The 16307-nt window shown below is 68.9% G+C and carries 20 protein-coding genes; 10 read left to right on the forward strand and 10 right to left on the reverse strand.

The genetic code is table 11. The annotated features are described in order from the left end of the window. Positions 1–34: 34 nt before the first annotated feature. From ACWF9G_RS05505 to ACWF9G_RS05520, 4 genes are all read right to left on the reverse strand, one after another. Positions 35–880, reverse strand: coding sequence for a PPK2 family polyphosphate kinase (locus ACWF9G_RS05505; RefSeq protein WP_452513882.1), 846 nt, complete (start codon positions 878–880; stop codon positions 35–37). A 73-nt stretch (positions 881–953) separates the two neighbouring features. After that, positions 954–1586, reverse strand: a complete 633-nt coding sequence (locus ACWF9G_RS05510) for a class I SAM-dependent methyltransferase (RefSeq protein WP_379304520.1) — start codon at positions 1584–1586, stop codon at positions 954–956. Next, the gene (locus tag ACWF9G_RS05515; protein WP_452513885.1) at positions 1583–2827 is read right to left on the reverse strand and encodes a saccharopine dehydrogenase family protein; all 1245 of its coding nucleotides are present in this window, start codon (positions 2825–2827) and stop codon (positions 1583–1585) included. The genes ACWF9G_RS05510 and ACWF9G_RS05515 overlap by 4 nt, the downstream gene beginning before the upstream one ends. A gap of 10 nt (positions 2828–2837) precedes the next feature. Further along, the gene (locus ACWF9G_RS05520; protein ID WP_379304524.1) at positions 2838–4157 is read right to left on the reverse strand and encodes an ABC1 kinase family protein; all 1320 of its coding nucleotides are present in this window, start codon (positions 4155–4157) and stop codon (positions 2838–2840) included. Here ACWF9G_RS05520 and ACWF9G_RS05525 point away from each other — a divergent pair. Continuing rightward, positions 4156–4305, forward strand: coding sequence for a hypothetical protein (locus ACWF9G_RS05525; protein WP_379304526.1), 150 nt, complete (start codon positions 4156–4158; stop codon positions 4303–4305). The two genes, ACWF9G_RS05520 and ACWF9G_RS05525, sit on opposite strands and share 2 nt — an antisense overlap. 111 nt (positions 4306–4416) lie before the next feature. On the opposite strand, the gene ACWF9G_RS05530 is transcribed toward ACWF9G_RS05525, so the two are convergent. Further along, positions 4417–5103, reverse strand: a complete 687-nt coding sequence (locus ACWF9G_RS05530; RefSeq protein WP_379304538.1) for a TetR/AcrR family transcriptional regulator — start codon at positions 5101–5103, stop codon at positions 4417–4419. Between the two features lie 260 nt (positions 5104–5363). On the opposite strand from ACWF9G_RS05530, the gene ACWF9G_RS05535 reads away from it, so the two are divergent. The 6 genes from ACWF9G_RS05535 (at position 5364) to purU (ending at position 10370) form a co-directional block, all read left to right on the forward strand. Beyond that, positions 5364–6695: a DUF445 domain-containing protein gene (locus ACWF9G_RS05535; RefSeq protein WP_379304528.1), complete on the forward strand. Its 1332-nt coding sequence runs from the start codon at positions 5364–5366 to the stop codon at positions 6693–6695. 94 nt (positions 6696–6789) lie between these two features. Then, entirely contained in the window at positions 6790–7236 is a 447-nt protein-coding gene (locus ACWF9G_RS05540; protein WP_189025424.1) for a helix-turn-helix domain-containing protein, read from the forward strand. Then, on the forward strand, positions 7236–7889 hold the full coding sequence (locus tag ACWF9G_RS05545) for a heparin-binding hemagglutinin (RefSeq protein WP_379304530.1): 654 nt from the start codon (positions 7236–7238) through the stop codon (positions 7887–7889). The genes ACWF9G_RS05540 and ACWF9G_RS05545 overlap by 1 nt, the downstream gene beginning before the upstream one ends. A gap of 133 nt (positions 7890–8022) precedes the next feature. Continuing rightward, positions 8023–8316 carry a DUF2516 family protein gene (locus ACWF9G_RS05550; RefSeq protein ID WP_378851759.1) on the forward strand — a complete coding sequence of 98 codons (294 nt, stop codon included), beginning with the start codon at positions 8023–8025 and terminating at the stop codon, positions 8314–8316. A gap of 90 nt (positions 8317–8406) precedes the next feature. Then, positions 8407–9459 (forward strand): alpha/beta fold hydrolase, encoded by a 1053-nt coding sequence (locus ACWF9G_RS05555; RefSeq protein ID WP_379310237.1) that lies wholly within the window; start codon positions 8407–8409, stop codon positions 9457–9459. Positions 9460–9479: 20 nt separating this feature from the next. Further along, positions 9480–10370 carry a formyltetrahydrofolate deformylase gene (purU, locus tag ACWF9G_RS05560; RefSeq protein ID WP_379310236.1) on the forward strand — a complete coding sequence of 297 codons (891 nt, stop codon included), beginning with the start codon at positions 9480–9482 and terminating at the stop codon, positions 10368–10370. 5 nt (positions 10371–10375) lie between these two features. Here the strand turns inward: purU and ACWF9G_RS05565 are convergent, their stop codons facing one another. Continuing rightward, the gene (locus ACWF9G_RS05565) at positions 10376–10903 is read right to left on the reverse strand and encodes a GNAT family N-acetyltransferase (protein WP_452513889.1); all 528 of its coding nucleotides are present in this window, start codon (positions 10901–10903) and stop codon (positions 10376–10378) included. 122 nt (positions 10904–11025) lie between these two features. On the opposite strand from ACWF9G_RS05565, the gene deoC reads away from it, so the two are divergent. After that, entirely contained in the window at positions 11026–11697 is a 672-nt protein-coding gene (deoC, locus tag ACWF9G_RS05570; RefSeq protein WP_452513891.1) for a deoxyribose-phosphate aldolase, read from the forward strand. A gap of 1 nt (position 11698) precedes the next feature. On the opposite strand, the gene ACWF9G_RS05575 is transcribed toward deoC, so the two are convergent. Further along, complete coding sequence (locus tag ACWF9G_RS05575; RefSeq protein ID WP_379310233.1) at positions 11699–12433, reverse strand: LmeA family phospholipid-binding protein; 735 nt, start codon at positions 12431–12433, stop codon at positions 11699–11701. Between the two features lie 106 nt (positions 12434–12539). Between ACWF9G_RS05575 and ACWF9G_RS05580 the strand changes: the two genes are divergently transcribed. Beyond that, the gene (locus tag ACWF9G_RS05580; protein WP_379310232.1) at positions 12540–13148 is read left to right on the forward strand and encodes a hypothetical protein; all 609 of its coding nucleotides are present in this window, start codon (positions 12540–12542) and stop codon (positions 13146–13148) included. Here the strand turns inward: ACWF9G_RS05580 and ACWF9G_RS05585 are convergent. From ACWF9G_RS05585 to ACWF9G_RS05595, 3 genes are read right to left on the reverse strand one after another with little or no spacing between them, the layout of a single operon-like run. Beyond that, positions 13134–13928 carry a class I SAM-dependent methyltransferase gene (locus ACWF9G_RS05585; protein WP_452514021.1) on the reverse strand — a complete coding sequence of 265 codons (795 nt, stop codon included), beginning with the start codon at positions 13926–13928 and terminating at the stop codon, positions 13134–13136. The two genes, ACWF9G_RS05580 and ACWF9G_RS05585, sit on opposite strands and share 15 nt — an antisense overlap. Positions 13929–13930: 2 nt before the next feature. Then, positions 13931–14455 carry a DUF2505 domain-containing protein gene (locus ACWF9G_RS05590; protein WP_379310231.1) on the reverse strand — a complete coding sequence of 175 codons (525 nt, stop codon included), beginning with the start codon at positions 14453–14455 and terminating at the stop codon, positions 13931–13933. 52 nt (positions 14456–14507) lie between these two features. Continuing rightward, positions 14508–14993, reverse strand: coding sequence for a DUF2505 domain-containing protein (locus tag ACWF9G_RS05595; RefSeq protein WP_379310230.1), 486 nt, complete (start codon positions 14991–14993; stop codon positions 14508–14510). Between the two features lie 121 nt (positions 14994–15114). Here ACWF9G_RS05595 and ACWF9G_RS05600 point away from each other — a divergent pair, with 121 nt between their 5' ends. Continuing rightward, the gene (locus tag ACWF9G_RS05600) at positions 15115–16233 is read left to right on the forward strand and encodes a UDP-N-acetylmuramate dehydrogenase (RefSeq protein ID WP_452513894.1); all 1119 of its coding nucleotides are present in this window, start codon (positions 15115–15117) and stop codon (positions 16231–16233) included. Positions 16234–16307: the final 74 nt, after the last annotated feature.

Consider the following 16307-nt stretch of genomic DNA (forward strand, 5'->3'; position numbering starts at 1 on the left):
CGGCCGAACCTGAGAGTTTGTTCAACGATCGATGTCAGGACGCGTCGAGCCGGCGCAGTTGCTCGGCGATGTCGAAATCAGCGGGCGGCCAATCCAGCCCGAGCCCGGTCAGGGCGTCGATCAGCAGTTCGGTGACAGCCAGGCGCGCATACCACTTGTTGTCGGCGGGCAGGATGTACCAGGGCGCGTAGTCGGTGTTGGTGCGTTCGAGAACAGCCTGGTAAGCCTTCTGATATTCGGGCCAGTAGCCGCGTTCGGTGATGTCGGCGGGGCTGAATTTCCAGTACTTGTCGGCACGCTCGAGGCGTTCGCGCAGCCTGCGCTTCTGCTCGTCGAGGGAGATGAACATGGCCACCTTCACGATCGTGGTGCCCGCGTCGGCGACCTCAAGTTCGAAGGCGTTGATCTGGCCGTAGCGCTGCTCCCACTCCGCGCGCGGCACGAGTTCGTGGACCCTGGCCACCAGCACGTCCTCGTAGTGGGAGCGGTCGAAGACACCGAGCTGGCCGGGGACGGGCAGCCGCTTGCGGATGCGCCAGAGGAAGTCGTGCCGCTTCTCCTCCTCGGTCGGCACGCCGAAGGAGGCGTGGTCGACGCCCTGTGGGTCGACCGAACCGATGACGTGGCGCACGATACCGCCCTTGCCCGCGGTGTCCATGCCCTGCAACACCAGCAGCACGCTGCGCTTGTCACCGGTGCGGCCGTTGGCGAACAACCGCTCCTGCAGGTTCGACAGGACGACGCCACGCTCGCTCAGCAGCGTCTTGCCCTGCTGCTTGTCACCGGCGAAACCGGGTGTACTCGACGTGTCGAGCCCGGCGATGCGCTGACCATCGGCGCGCAGCGCGGTGGTGACGGGTTGTGCCCAGTTCTTCGCCATTTCCCATGCCTACCACTAGTGCGTGCGATCGACCGGCAAGCTCGACGCAATCGGGCCTGCGCGCCCTGACCGATCAGGCGGGGCGGGTGGCGTCGACGTACTGCATGAAACGGCGCACCCGCTGGTCGATTTCGACCAGCCCCGCCTCGGCGAACAGTGTCGGGAAGGTGTCGCGGTCGAACAGCCGCAGCCCGCTCAAGCCCGCGGCCATGGTGCTGGCCCGGCCGAACAGGTTGTCCTCGCGGTAGCTGGTGGTGATCGCGATGCGGCCGCCCGGCGCGAGTACCCGGATCATCTCGCGGGTGGCCGCGATCGGATCGGGGATCAGGTACAGCGCGCCGAAACAGCAGACGGCGTCGAAGGTTCCGTCGGCGAACGGCAGCGTGCGCGCGTCGCCGCGGACATAGCCGACCCGCGGGCCCGCGTTGTCGGCCGCGGCCCTGGCCAGCATCGGCTCGGAGTAGTCCAGGCCGGTGACGAAGCCGTCGCCGGCGAGGAACTCGCTCAGATACTTGGTGAAATTGCCTGGGCCGCAGGCGAGATCGAGCACCTTCTTGCTGCCGCTGAGCCGCAGGGTGTCGACGGCTTCGCGGCGGTCGCTGCCGGTGGTGCGTCCGCTGGCCAGATAGAACAGCGTCGGCCGCCACGCGTGCTCGTACACCGCGGCCAAGGCAGGCGCGTTCATGGTCTTGCGGGCTAGGTTCACCGCCGTGCGACCTCGATCGTCATGCCCGCGTCGCGCAGCCGGGCGGTGAGCGCTTCGCCCATGGCCGAGGCGGGGGTGAGAATGCCTGCGCGCTGGGGGAGTTCGTCGAAGGCCAGGCACAGGCCGCTCTGGCCGAGCAGTACTGCGGTGGCCTGGTAGCCGGGGTCGCCGGTGCCGGAGAAGGTGGCCTGGTACTTGGCGCCGGAGCTGGTGTGGGCGAAGGTCCGCATGGTGAACCAGCCGCTGCGGCGCGCTTTTTCGCTGGGGCCGGTGCCGGGCTTGGGCAGGATCCGGTCGAGCAGCTTGCGGCCCAACGAGACGCGCGAGAGCACGGCGCCCGAGACCATACCGACGACGAGGCCGCCCGCGACACCGGCCGCGACCAGCGGTGCGGCGGCCGACTTACCCGCGTTCATCACCTCGCGGTAGCGGAACTGCTTGCCGTAGGCCCAGCCGAGCAGGCCGTTGGTGCGACGCACGACTTTGGTGTTGTGCGAGGCCATGACGAAGGTGGTGACCCAGCCGTCGAGGCTGGGATCGATGCTGTCGGCGCGGCCCAGTGCCTGATCGGACTGGCGGCCCACATCGGGCTCCATCGTGCGGTCCGGGCTCAGCGAGTACGGGTGGGCCAGGATCTTGCCGCGGGTGGAATCGGCGGCAACGTCCTCCCACATGGCTCGGCCCGAATCGATGGTGCCGCCGCTCGCGCCGCCCTTGAGGTAGGCCACCAGGGTGGTGTCCTCGAGCTCGCCGGTGTTGTCGGCGACGGTGGCGCGGTAGAGCTCGTAGACGCTCAGGTCCGACGGAATCGAGTCGTAGCCACAGGAATTGACGATCTTGGCGCCGGAATCGACGGCGATCTGCTCGAACTGCTCGATGGCGTCGTGGATGAACAGCGGCTCACCGGTGAGGTCGGCGTAGTGGGTGCCCGCGGCGGCGCACGCGCCGAGCAGCGGCATGCCGTAACGCAGGTACGGGCCGACCGTGGTGACCACGACCTTGGTCCGCTCGGCCATCGCGGCGAGCGAGGCGGGGTCGGTCGAATCGGCCACCACCAGTTCCCACTTCGCCGCGGCGGGACCCAGCTCGGCGCGCACAGCGGCCAGCTTGTCGGCCGACCGGCCCGCCAGGGCGATCTTGGCGCCCTCGGGCGCGGCGGTGAGCAGGTATTCGGCGGTGAGTTTGCCGACGAAACCCGTCGCGCCGAACAGGATCAGGTCGAACTCACGGTGCTGCGGCATGACGCGCCTTTCATCGAGTGCCTGCCTTGCGGGCACGCGGCTTCTTCGCCGGTTTCGGCGGATGGGTGGTGAGCCACTCACGGTGGGCCAGACCGAGTTCGGTGACCGGCGGCTCGTCGTAGAGCCATTCCCGGGCGATCAGATGCCAGTTGTTGGTGCTGTCGAGCTGGCCGAGCATACCGAAGGTGAGGAAGTCGGCGCGGCGGGAGAACAGGTGCTCCGGCGGCAGGTTCTGCTGCTTCATCCCGGTGAACTCGCTGGCCCGCGGGTCGACGGCCAGCAGGAACGCGCCGCTGGCCAGTTCGGGGGTGATGGTCAGTTCCTCGTCGACCAGGCACCACTCCGAGGCGGAGAGCACGTACTCGAGACACTCCTCGGCGCCGATCTCCTCCGGGGAATCGATCACGCCGCGTTCGATCATCAACTGCCGCAGGTCTTCGGCGCGGTCCTCCGCGGCGGCGCGCAGGCACAGGATCTCGAAGTGCACCAGCTTGGGGTCCATGCGGTTGAACAGGCCGAAGTCGAGGAAGGCCACCCGGCCGTCGCGGGCGAGCAGCACATTGCCAGGGTGCGGATCGCCGCAGAACTCGTTGAAGGTGAACAGTGAGCCGACGTAGAAGCGGTAGATGATCTCGCCGACCCGGTCGCGCTGGGCGTCGGGAAGGTTGCGGATCTCGTCGAACCCGGTGCCCTCGATGAACTCGCTGACCAGCACCCGGGTGGTCGAGAGCTCCTGCACCGCGGCGGGCACCACGATGTACGGGTGATCCCGGTAGAGGTGCGCGATCTCGGTCTGGGTCGCGGCCTCGGCGACGTAGTCGAGTTCGGCCTCCATGTTCAGCTTCAGCTCGTCGAGCACGGCCGGGGTGATCCACGGCATCGCCGAGGCCAGCACCCGGCGGAACATGGTGAGGTTCTTCAGGTCGGCGCGCACCGCGATGTCGACGCCGGGGTACTGGACCTTCACCGCGACGGCCCTGCCGTCGTGCAGCGTGGCCCGGTAGACCTGGCCGATCGAGGCTGCCGCGATCGGCTCCGGGTCGAATTCGGCGAACGCCTCGGCCAGCGGGCGACCGAAATCCTCCTCGATCACCGCGCGCATGGCCTCGAACGACACCGTCGGTGCGGCATTGCGCAGCACGGCGAGCCGCTGCTGGAACCGGTCGCGATGGTCCGGCGGCACCAGGTCCAGGTCGAGCACCGACATCATCTGGCCCAGCTTCATCGCCACGCCCTTCATGGTGCCGAGCACCATGACCACCTGCTCGGTGGTGCGGATCATCGACTCCTCGGCCATCTTGGCGCGCACGGCCTCGGACCGTCCGCGCATGGAGAGTCTGGTCTTCTTCGAACGGATGACCGAGCTCGCCGCTACCGCCCCCAGTTTCGTCCCGCGGGCAAGCCGGGATGTCGGCACGTTCTTCGCCATCGAGGTACCTCCATTGGTGCCGACGCGCAGGGCGGCCGTAGACGCGTAGCGTCACACGACCGCCGGCGGTGACGCAAGCCACAGCGCCCCGCTCGGTTCAGCGTAACCAACCGCGCCGCGATGTCGAGCCCGGCTCCGGCGATAGTGAGGAAACCCCAGTTCAGGAAGGCTGTGCGGGGATCTCGGGCAGCTCGTGGGTCTGTGCGGTGAAGATCTCGGGCGAACCGCCCGCCCTGGCGACGCCCTCGATCGCCGACCACGCCATCATCGTCAGGTAGTCGATGACGTCCTGGCGTGGCATGGCCTTGTCGGTGGTCGTCCACCAGTGCGTGGCCAGCTGGATGCCGCCGACCAGCACGTACGACCACAACAGCGCGCCGTCGGTGCGCACGCCCTTGGCGCCTGCCCGGTCGACAAGCACGGCCGTGACCACCTCGGCGAAGAGCCGTTCGAACTCGGCGAGCGAGGACTTGTCGCCCGCGGAGTTGCTCATGATGAACCGGTAGACCTCGGGGTCGTCGTCGACGGTGCCGACGTACTCGGTCATCGCGGCGCGCACCAGCTGGTACTCGTCGGCGTCGAGGCTGATCGCGCCGTACACGCGGGGCAGCAGCGTGGTCTCGATGAACCGCTGCATGGTGGCGTGCACCAAGTCGTTCTTGTCGGCGAAGTAGCGGTACAGGACGGTCTTGGACACGCCGATCTCGGTGGCGATCTCGTCCATGCCCGCCTGGCTGCCGCGCGCGCGGATGGCATTGAGTGTGCCGTCGACCAGCTCTTCGCGCCGGTCGATCTTGTGCTGCCGCCACCGCCGTTTGCGGCCGTCGACAGGACCCCCGCCGCGCACGGTCGCGCGCCCGGTCTGCTCGCCGATCTCGACAAGGTCTTCGGTGGACAGAACAGCCCCCTTGTGGTCGATGTGGCGTGTCTCGTTGTACAGCTTAGGCGCGCCGGTGTGGGGTGGCGCTCGTTTGGCCGACGTTGCGGCATTTACCACACCCAGGTGTTTACCCGCGCGTACGGAAAACCGGCTGGTTTGGTGTGTCGCGGGCGACGCGGCGGGGTTCACGGCGGCGCCGTTACGGCGCGCACAGCAGAATGGGGGCTATGGAGAAAGCTCCCGGCAATACGGCGGTTCTCGCGCCGCGCACCGAACCCGCTGCGCAACCCGCGGGTTTCGCGGTCATGACCGACGAGGCTGGTAAACGACGTGACCTCTTCAAGATGAAAGCACTGGCCACCGGATTCCTGCTGGTGGCCAGCGTGGTGTACCTGCTGTGCCGCTGGCTCGAATCGCGCGGCGGCGGCGGCGAGTGGGTCGGCTATGTGCGCGCCGCCTCCGAGGCGGGCATGGTCGGCGCGCTCGCCGACTGGTTCGCGGTCACCGCGCTGTTCAAGCATCCGCTCGGCCTGCCCATCCCGCACACCGCGATCATCCGCAAGAAGAAGGACCAGCTCGGCGAGAGCCTCGGCGCCTTCGTCGGCACGAACTTCCTCGCTCCCGATGTGGTGTCGGCGCGGCTGGACTCCGCGCAGATCTCGCTGCGGGTCGGCCGGTGGATGGCCGATCCCGGCCACGCGGCCCGGGTCGCGCAGGAGAGCTCGACGATCCTGACCGCGGTGGTCGGCGTGCTGCGCGACGAGGACGTCGAGCAGATCATCGACAACACCATCGTCAAGCGGATCGCCGAACCGCTGTGGGGTCCGCCGATCGGGCGGGTGCTCTCGGAATTGATCGCCGACAATCGGCAGCTGCCGCTGATCGATCTGCTGGCCGAACGCGCGCATCAATGGGCGCTCGGTTCGCAGGAGACGATCGATCGCATTGTCATGCGGGACGCGCCGCAATGGGCGCCGAAATTCGTCAACACGTTGCTTTCCGAGCGAATCTATCGGGAATTGGTCGAATTCACCTGGAAGGTGCGCTCGAATCCCGATCACGAACTGCGTCAGGCCGCCGATCGTTTTCTGCAGGATTTCGCCGACGATCTCCAGCACGACGAGGCGATGATCGCCAAGGCCGAGAAGGTCAAGGCCGAGATCATGGGCCGCGAGCAGATCACCGGAATGGCCGAGGCGACGTGGCGCGCGGCCAAGCGGTTGATTCTCGAGTCGGCCGAGGACCCCGATTCCACCCTGCGCCGCAAGGTGGCCGAGAATGTGCAGCAGCTCGGTGAGCGCTTGCGCGACGACCCGGCCACGCGCGGCAAGGTGGACGGCTGGATCGACCGCGGCGCGCGCTATCTGGTCGGTAACTACTCGGCCGAGATCTCTACCCTGGTAACCGACACCGTCGCCCGCTGGGACGCGGACGAGGCGAGCCGGAAGATCGAGCTGCAGGTCGGCCGGGATCTGCAGTTCATCAGGATCAACGGCACGGTCGTCGGTTCGCTCGCGGGCCTGGCCATCTACACGATCTCGCAGCTGCTGTTCCACTGAGCCCGGCCGTTAGCCGACCCTGTGCTAACAGAAGTGCTTGCAATAGCTAGCACCCTGATTTAGTATTGACCGTACAACCGCCAGAAGGTGAGTGATGGCAGACCAGCCCGAGGGACGTGTAGCGCACGCGGCACAAGACATCGGAGGGTTCATCAGGTCCCAGCGCGAAGCTGCGCAGGTGTCCTTACGTCAACTCGCCGCGCTGGCGGGGGTGAGCAATCCGTACCTGAGCCAGATCGAACGCGGATTGCGTAACCCCTCCGCCGAAGTACTCGCGCAGATCGCCAAGGCGCTGCGCGTTTCCTCGGAGGTGTTGTATGTGCGGGCCGGATATCTCGAACAGCGTCCGCACAGCCCGGTCCGGGACGCCCTGCTAGCGGACACTTCGGTGACCGAGCGGCAGAAACAGGTGTTGCTGGAAATCTATGAGTCGTTTCGCCGGGAAAACGGGGAAGAAGCCGGCTCAGGGGGGATCGAACGGGACAGCGACGTTTCGTTCACGACAATTGACACTCCGCCACGCCAGGAGAGCGAAGACTGATGACCGAGAAGACCGCTACCGTGACCAAGCCGCTGTTCGCCACCGTCGGTGCCGGTGACGCCATCTACACCGCCGTGAACGAGGTCGTCGCCGACGTCCGCGAGCGCGTCGTCGCCACCGATGCCAAGGCCCGCGTCGACGAGGCCCGTGAGCGCATCGCCAACGTCCCCGCCGACGTGCAGGCCCAGTTCGACACCCTGCGCGAGCGCATCGCCGGCCTGCCGTCGGAGCTGCCGGAGGACCTCGCCGAGCTGCGCGAGAAGTTCACCTCGGAGGAGCTGCGCAAGCTGGCCGAGCAGTACTACCGCCAGGCGCTCGACATCTACGCCGACCTCGCCGTCCGCGGTGAGGAGACCGTCGACCGGCTGCGCGCCAACCAGGCCGTCGACGAGCAGATCGGTCGCGTCGAGAACCTGTACAAGGATGCCTCCGCGCGTGCCGAGGACGCCCTCGCCAAGGTCACCGACCTGCTGGGCCGTGGCAAGGCCGAGGCCGAGAAGGTCGCCGACGAGGTTGTCGATGCCGAGGTCGTCGCCGTGAGCACCGAGCCCGCCCCGGCCGAGGCTCCGGCCGCCAAGGCGCCCGCCGCCAAGAAGGCCGCCCCGGCCAAGAAGGCGCCCGCCAAGAAGGCAGCGCCGAAGAAGGCCGAATAAAGGTCTGCCTTCCGGGCCCGGCATTCGATCCAGCGCCGAAGAAGGCCGAGTAAGGCTGACGTAGCACCGCCGACAGCGGCCCCGCGCATCCGATGATGCGCGGGGCCGCTGTTCGTATGATGGGGGTGTGAACCTGGTAAACGGTGTGACGTCGCTGATCCTGCTGGTCCTGTGGGTGGTGGCATTCGGCGCGACGGTCTTCGCGCTCATCCACGCCGTGCGCCAGCGCGCCGAGGCCTTCACGGCCGTCGACAAGATGACCAAACCCATCTGGCTGGCGATTCTCGCCGGCGCGATGGTCTTCCTGCTGCTCGGCGTCGCGGGCTTCGGCATGCTCACGTCGTTCATCGCCATCATCGCGACCGGTGTCTACCTCGCCGACGTGCGCCCGAAGATCGACGAGGTGCAGCGCGGGCCGCGCTGGTAACCCGCCGCGGCGAAATAACGCCGCGCACCTCTCGCGGTTCAGTGGTACACGGTGTTACTGTATCTGGCAGTAACACAAAGGAGTGTGCCGATGCGTGCAAAGCTGCCGACGGCTCTGCTGAACCTGGTCGATTCCGCGTCCCTCGTGGTCAAGACCACCCTGGCGGCCCACCGGGCCGATCTCAGGACGCGGACCCACGGGCTCGCGGCCTTCGATCCGCCGACCGTCCCGCACGAGGTGATCCCGGTGGTCACCGCAGACGGCGCCCGCCTGCGGGTCCACGCCTACGGCCCGGTCGACGCGCCCGTCATCGTGTTCGCGCACGGCTGGACCTGTTCCATCGAATACTGGAACGCCCAGATCAACGCCTTCGCCGGCGAGTACCGCGTGATCGCCTACGACCAGCGCGGCCACGGCGAGTCGACCAACGGCTACGCCCGCCCCAGCACCGACCTGCTCGCCGACGACCTGTGCGATGTGCTCGACGCGGCCCTGCTGCCCGGTCAGCGCGCGGTCCTGGTCGGCCACAGCATGGGCGGGATGACGCTCATCGCCTGGGCGGGCCGCTACCCCGAACGGGTCGCCGAACAGGCCGAGGCCGTGGTGCTCACCAACACCGGCGCGCACTCGCTGGTCGAGGTCTCGACCATGGTCCCCGGCCTGAACAAGCCGCTGCGCCTGCTGCGCGGCCGTGCGATGCCGACCCCGGACTGGCTCGGCAAGCTCATCCTCGGCACACCGGTCGTCTTCCCGCCGATCGCGCCCGTGCGCTGGATCTTCGCCCGCCAGGTGATGACGCTGGACACCACGCCGGAGAAGCTGAGCTACGCGCTGTCGGTGGTGCGCGGCTGTCCGATGATGACCCGCTCCCGCTACGGCCTGCTGCTGGCCGGGCTGCACCTCGGCGACGCAGCGAGCAATTTCTGTGTGCCGACCACCGTGCTGGCCGGCGACCGCGACGATATGACCCCGGTCGTGCACGCCGAACGCCTCGCCGAACTGCTGCGCAAGGCGGGCACCCTGGCCAAGTTCAAGGTCCAGCCGACCGGGCATCTGGGCAATGTCGAGCGCTACGACCTGTTCAACGCCGAACTGCGCGAAGTGCTCGCCGCCGTCCGCGAGCCTGTGCGCGCGCTGGCCTGAGCGCCTGCGAGGATGGGCGGATGAGCCCTGCCCCCGTGACCTCGGATGACCGCCGGTTCGTGCTGACCCTTGGCTGCCCGGACCGGCCGGGCATCATCGCCCGGATCTCCTCGTTCATCGCCGAATTCGGCGGCTCGATCGTGGAGGCCGGCTACCACTCCGACGGTGACATCGGCTGGTTCTTCACCCGGCAGGCGGTCAAGGCCTCGACGGTGCCGTTCGGCATCGACGAACTGCGCACCCGCTTCGCCGAGGTCGCGGCCGAGTTCGGTCCCGAGACCGACTGGCAGCTGCACGACTCCGGCGCGCCGCGCAGGGCGGTGCTGCTGGTCAGCAAGGACTGGCACTGCCTGCATGACCTGCTCGGCCGGGCGCAGGCGGGTGAACTGCCCGCGACCATCGAGGCCGTCATCGGCAATCACCCCGACCTGGCCGGGATGACCGAGGCGCACGGCGTGAAGTTCCACCACGTGCCGTTCCCGAAGGACCCCGCCGAGCGCGGGCCCGCCTTTCAGCAGGTGCGCGACCTCGTCGACGCCCACGACCCGCACGCGGTGGTGCTGGCCCGCTTCATGCAGGTGCTGCCCGCCGAACTGTGCGAGCACTGGGCGGGCCGGGCGATCAACATCCACCACAGCTTCCTGCCCTCGTTCGTCGGCGCGCGGCCGTATCACCAGGCCTATGACCGCGGCGTGAAGCTGATCGGCGCGACCTGCCACTACGTCACCGCCGAGCTGGACGCGGGCCCGATCATCGAACAGGACGTCATCCGGGTCGACCACGCCGACGACGTTCGCGACATGGTGCGTCAGGGCCGCGATATCGAGCGGGTCGTGCTGGCGCGCGGGCTGCGCTGGCACCTGGAAGGCCGGGTGCTCGTGCACGGCCGCCGCACGGTCGTCTTCGAGTAAGAACGTCAGAGCTCGTAGAACGGGGCCGGGTAGCGGAATTCGCCGGTGACCGCCGGATCGTAGGCCGTCAGCGGCCGCACCTGGAAGTACTCGGCCCAGTCCGCCTGGTCCGGCACGACGCCGAGCCGGGCGCCGGGGACGAAGCCGAAGCGGGTGTAGTACTCGGGATTGCCGACCAGGCCGACGACCGACTCGTCCAGCGCGTCCGCCGCGCCGAGCGCCGCGTGCATCAGGGCCGAGCCGACGCCGGTCTTCTGATGATCGGGGTCGACGCCGAGTGGGCCGAGTGCCAGCACCGGGAACGGGCCGATGCCCGCCCTGGTGAGGCAGATGTGCCCGACGACGGTGTCGTACTCGAGCGCGACCAGCGACAGCGTCGGCATCCACGACTCGTCGGTGCGTAGCGTGTCGACCAGCGCGACCTCGGGAGGTTCGGTGATCGACGGGTCCTCCGCGTAGTGCGGAGCGAAGGCGGCTTTATGGATGGCGGCGATCGCCGCGGCATCCGCAGGGGTCTCGCGACGGATCAGCACAATCGTCTCCGTGTCTGTGGCGGCTGGATTAAGTCTCCCGGATATGGGTACGAGCGCGCAACGCTGTTTCCCGGACCGGCTGTGCAAGGGCGCTGGACTGGTCGTGTGTCATGCTCGGGAGCATGACCGTCTCGACGCCGCTGACCCGGGCCGATGTGGCCGCCATGATCGATCACACCCTGCTGGCACCGGAGGCCACTCCCGCCGAGGTCGAGGCGCTGATCGCCGAGGCGCGCAAGCTCGGGGTGTACGCGATCTGTGTGTCGCCGTCGATGCTGCCGTTGCGGGCGCCGGGGCTGGTCGTCGCGACCGTGGCCGGGTTCCCGTCCGGGAAGCATCACTCGCTGGTCAAGGGCGCCGAGGCGCGGCTGGCGGTGGACCAGGGCGCCGCCGAGATCGACATGGTGATCGACGTGGGCGCCGCGCTGGCCGGTGACTTCAACGCGGTGCTGTCCGATGTCATCACGGTGCGCGAGGCGACGACGGATCGGGGCGTCGTGCTCAAGGTGATCATCGAGTCGGCCGCGCTGACCGACGAGGCGATCGTCGGCGCGTGCCGGGCCGCCGAACAGGGTGGCGCCGACTTCGTGAAGACCTCCACCGGGTTCCATCCGGCGGGCGGGGCGAGCTCGCACGCGGTGCGGTTGATGGCCGAGACCGTCGGCGGGCGACTCGGGGTCAAGGCCAGCGGCGGCATCCGCACCGCCGAGGACGCGGCGGCGATGATCGCGGCCGGTGCGACACGGCTCGGGCTGTCGAAGTCGGCCGCCGTGCTGGACGGGTTCGCCGAGTAGCTCAGCAGGTGAACTCGGCCTGCTGATCGTTGGGGGCAGTCTCGAGCTGGGTCTTGCCGCCCGAAAGCTGAACGACCACACCGTCATCGGTGACCTTCACTTCCTGCGCGCGCAGACCCAGCGGGTAGCTCTGCAAGCTCTGGGTGAACACCTCGACGATGCCCTGCACCAGATCGGTGGGCAGGCCGATGCCGAGCAGCTGCGCGGACTTCGTCTCCACCTCGACATTGCCGTTGCGCACCATCGGCTGCACCTCCAGTTGGGCCAGGCCGCCGAGCACGTCGAGGGTGATCAGGCCGGTGCTCGCCGAGGACCGCACGCCGCTGACCATGCCGCCCAGCGTCTGCGCGATGCCGTCGTTGTTCCAGGTCACCTCGGCCGACGAGCTGCCGATGGTGCCGCCGCCGCGGCCCCGGTCGACCAGTTCGATGTCCTCGAACGTCGCGTGCACCACCATGCCGACCGCCGGACCGAACTTGTTGTCCTCGCTGTCGATGGTCACCGAGCCGACCTTGCCGTCGAGGTAGGTGATCAGCATCGGCTTCGGGCCGAAGCTCACGTCGATGCTCGAGCCCATCTCCTGCTCGAACGAACTGCTGATGCAGCGCGAGATCTGGTGGCGGGCATAGGCTTCGGTGCCCGCGATCGCCGCGACGAGTAGCACGGCGACCACGACCAAGGCGATCACCAGCGGGCGCCGACCGACCTTCGGGCGTTGGGGTGTCTGCGTGCTCATGGGATCGAATTCTTCCCGAACTTTCTGTGTCCGCTCTGAGGACGCGGTGAAAGCCTTCGTAGCAAAGTGTGAGCTGGCGCACTTTCGGCGGCGTAGCCTGAAACCCATGACTGGCGAGGGTGCGCGCCGGGTGCAGGGGACGGCGGACCATCGGTGGCGGGTGCTGCGGCGGCTCGCGGGCCGCCACGCGGGCTTCTTCACGACCCGGCAGGTGCTGCGGACCGGCTGTGAGCTGCAGGTCAGGGCCGCGCTCGGCGACGGGACGGTGACCAGGGCCGGGGTCGGGATGATGCGGCTGGCGCAGTGGCGGGCCGGTCCGCTCGACGAGTACGCGATGTGGGCTGCCTGGTTCGACGGGGCGGCGGCGGTGTCGTATCAGAGCGCGGCGGAGCTGCACGGGATCGGCAGATTGCAGCCGCGGTTCCTGCATCTGTCGGTGTCGGCGGGCAGGCCACCGGTGACGCCGCGGCTGGTGCTGACCCGGCGCAAGCTGGGTGGTCCCGATGTCGAGTCGGCCGGTCCGTTCCTGGTGACCACGCCCGTGCGCACCGTGCTCGATCTGGCCGAGACCGAGATCTCGCAGTCGGCGCTGGACGAGGTGGTGGCCGACGCGATCGCCATCCATCGGTGCGACACCGACGAGATCTGGTGGGGCGGACAGCAACTCGCGCCCAGGGCGGCCGCGCGGGTCCGGCGGGCGTTAACCGGCGTCTGACCAGCCGTTCGGCGCGACCGTCCGCCACGGCACCGACAGCACGCAGTCACGCATCCGGCGGCGATAGGCGCGCACCGGAAAGCCGTCGGCGCGCAGCAGTTCCGCCGCGCCACGCCAGCGGATACGCGGACCGAACGGCGCCAGCGCCGCCGATCTGTCCCACGCGCGATCGGCCGCCGTCAGCAAGGCGTGCACGCGTTCGCCCGGAATGTTGCGGTGGATCAGTACTTTCGGCAGTCGCTCGGCGATATCGGACGGGCGCTCCACGGTGAAGGGGTCCCAGGCCAGGGTCAGCGACAGCGGGCGGTGCCGGTCGAGCAGTACCCAGGCGGACCGGCGGCCGAGCTCGTCGCAGGTGCCGTCGACCAGCAGGCCGCCGGGCGCGAGGTTCGACTGGATGCGGGCCCAGGCGTCGGGGACCGCTTCCTCGGGATATTGGCGCAGCACGTTGAACGCGCGGACCAGCACCGGGTTCAGACCGGCCAGTTCGAAACCGCCGCGGGCGAAACGCACGCCGTCGCGGCCATCGACGACCCGGGCCGGATCGATCTCGAGCCCGACCACCTGGAGGTCGGGGCGGACGGTGCGCAGGCGGGCGGCCAGCTCGAAGGTCGTCCATGGCGCGGCGCCGTAGCCGAGGTCGACCACCAGCGGGTCGGCGGCCGTGCGCAGGCGCGCGGTCACCAGGTCGTCGTGCACCAGCCAGCGGTCGCTGCGGCGCAGGCGGTTGACGCCGGTCGTGCCGCGGGTGATCGTGCCGACCGGTGCGAGTCCCTTGATCGTCAGACCGTCTTCTTCGCGTCCTCGGCGAGCCAGCGCGAGGTCTCCTCCTGCTCGGCCCGGAACAGGTCGACCAGGTTCACCAGCATCAGCTGTTCCAGGCGCGGGCCGACCATCGGGATGAACACCTTGGCGGTGGGGGAGAAACGCATGGTGGCGCCGGTCTCGGTGGGGAACAGGCGGATGGTGCCGTTGAGGCTGCCCGGTCCGGCGGGGATGGAGGCGGAGAAGGTGCCCTCGGTCTCGTCGTGGGCGAACGGGCCCCAGCTCTCCTTGCGGGTGATGACCATGTCCTTGCGCATCACCGTCTGGGCGATCTCGGGGAGCATCTCGCGCGGCAGCGTGTGGGCGAGCACCACATCGATGCCGGAGTCGCTCACCTCGTGGCTGATCACCTCGTTGTGCGGGGAGTACTTCCGCATCTCGGCGACGCGCGCTTCCCAGTAATCCCTGCTCTGCAGCGCCGCGTAGAGCTCTTCGGTGGTGTGCAGCGGGTAGCGGGCGGAGTAGTCAAGTCGACGTGCCATGAGCGGACACGTTACCGGGGCGCTCGAGTCCGGCGCCCCGGACCTCCGCACGTCAGTGGGTGGCGAGCCACTGTTCGGTGAAGGTGGCCTCGTTGCCGAGGAGCTCGAGCAGGTGCTCGGAGATCGCGGCCTCGATCTTGCTGCCGAACAGCGGGATCTTCACCTCGATGGTGCCGTTGACGGTGGCGGTCGAGCCGGAGCCGTCGGCGGTGAGGGTGACGGTGGCGTTCACCTTGGCCGGTGCGCCGTCCACGTGGGCCTCGACGGTGCCGGTGGTGCCGCTGTAGGTCTCGGTGCGGGGAATCACCAGGTCACCGGGGCGAACCGCGGTGATGGCGGGCGGGAGCTGGTCGGCGGGGATGGACTGGACCAGCTGAGCCCTGACCGTGGTGCCGTCGCTGGAGTAGGAATCGAGCCGGGCGCCGGGGCCGCCGACCTCTTCGAGACGAGCCTTCCAATACTGCTCGTCGGAGAACGCCGCGCGCACGGCCTCGACCGAATAGGTGTAGCGAGCCGTGAACGCCAGAGGTGTAGCCATGCGCGACACGCTACCGGGTGTCCATCGGTGCTCGCCCTGCTAGGGCGCGGGATCGGCGACTCACCGGTGCCGGTGAGCGGGGGAATGGACCTGCGGCCGCGATGTGGTCCATGATCGGCATGTGAACGCGGCGATCAACAAGGAATCCACCGGAAGCGCGGCGCAGGTGCGTGACCTCCTCGCCGATACCGGCGCGGTGGTGCGCGAATCGGTGCGGTTGTCCGAACTGACGACCTTGCGGGTCGGTGGGCCCGCGCTGGTCGCCGAATGCGGCACCACCGACGCGCTGATCGCCACGGTACGGGCGCTGGACGCGGCCGGTGTCCGGGTGTTGCTGCTCGCCGGTGGATCGAACCTGCTCATCGACGACGCCGGCTTCGACGGTGTCGTGGTCCGGGTGGGGAACACCGGAGTGCGGATCGGTGTCGACAGCGTCGTCGCCGAGGCGGGCGCCAACTGGGACGAGGTCGTCGCGGCGACCGTCGCGGCCGGTCTTGGCGGGCTGGAATGCCTGTCCGGTATCCCCGGCTCGGCCGGTGCGACGCCGGTGCAGAACGTCGGCGCGTACGGCGTCGAGGTGGCCACGCTGCTGCGGCGGGTGCGGCTGCTCGACCGCGAGACCGGCGAGGTGCGCTGGGTCGAGCCTGCCGCGCTCGGCTTCGGGTACCGGACCAGCGTGCTCAAGCACAGCGACGACGCGGTGGTGCTCGCGGTCGAGTTCGCGCTCGATCCGTCGGGCATGAGCGCGCCGCTGCGCTACGGCGAGCTGGCCAAGGTTCTGCGCGCGGGCGACGGCGAGACCCGCCCGGCCGCCGACGTGCGTGCGGAAGTACTGCGGCTGCGGGCCGGCAAGGGCATGGTCCTCGATCCGGCCGATCACGACACCTGGAGCGCCGGCTCGTTCTTCACCAATCCCGTCGTCGGCGCGGACCGGCTGCCGCAGGTGCTCGCGGCGATCACCGCGCACCTCGGCGACGTGCCGGTGCCGACCTACCCCGCGCCCGACGGCACGAAGCTCTCGGCGGGCTGGCTGATCGAGCGGGCCGGGTTCGCCAAGGGTTTCCCCGGTGAGCAGGCCGCGGCGCGGTTGTCGACCAAGCACACGCTCGCGCTGACCAACCGCGGCACCGCGAGCGCGGCGGACATCGTCGAGCTGGCCCGCACGGTGCGCGCGGGCGTCCAGGAACGTTTCGGGGTGACGCTGGAACCGGAGCCGGTGCCGGTCGGCCTCACCCTGTGAGCCGGGCAGGTCGGTAGCTCGGCGTACATTCGATGCCGTGAGCAAACCCTCGGTAACCGCCTCGTTGCGTGCGC

It is taken from the genome of Nocardia sp. NPDC055029, assembly GCF_053608525.1.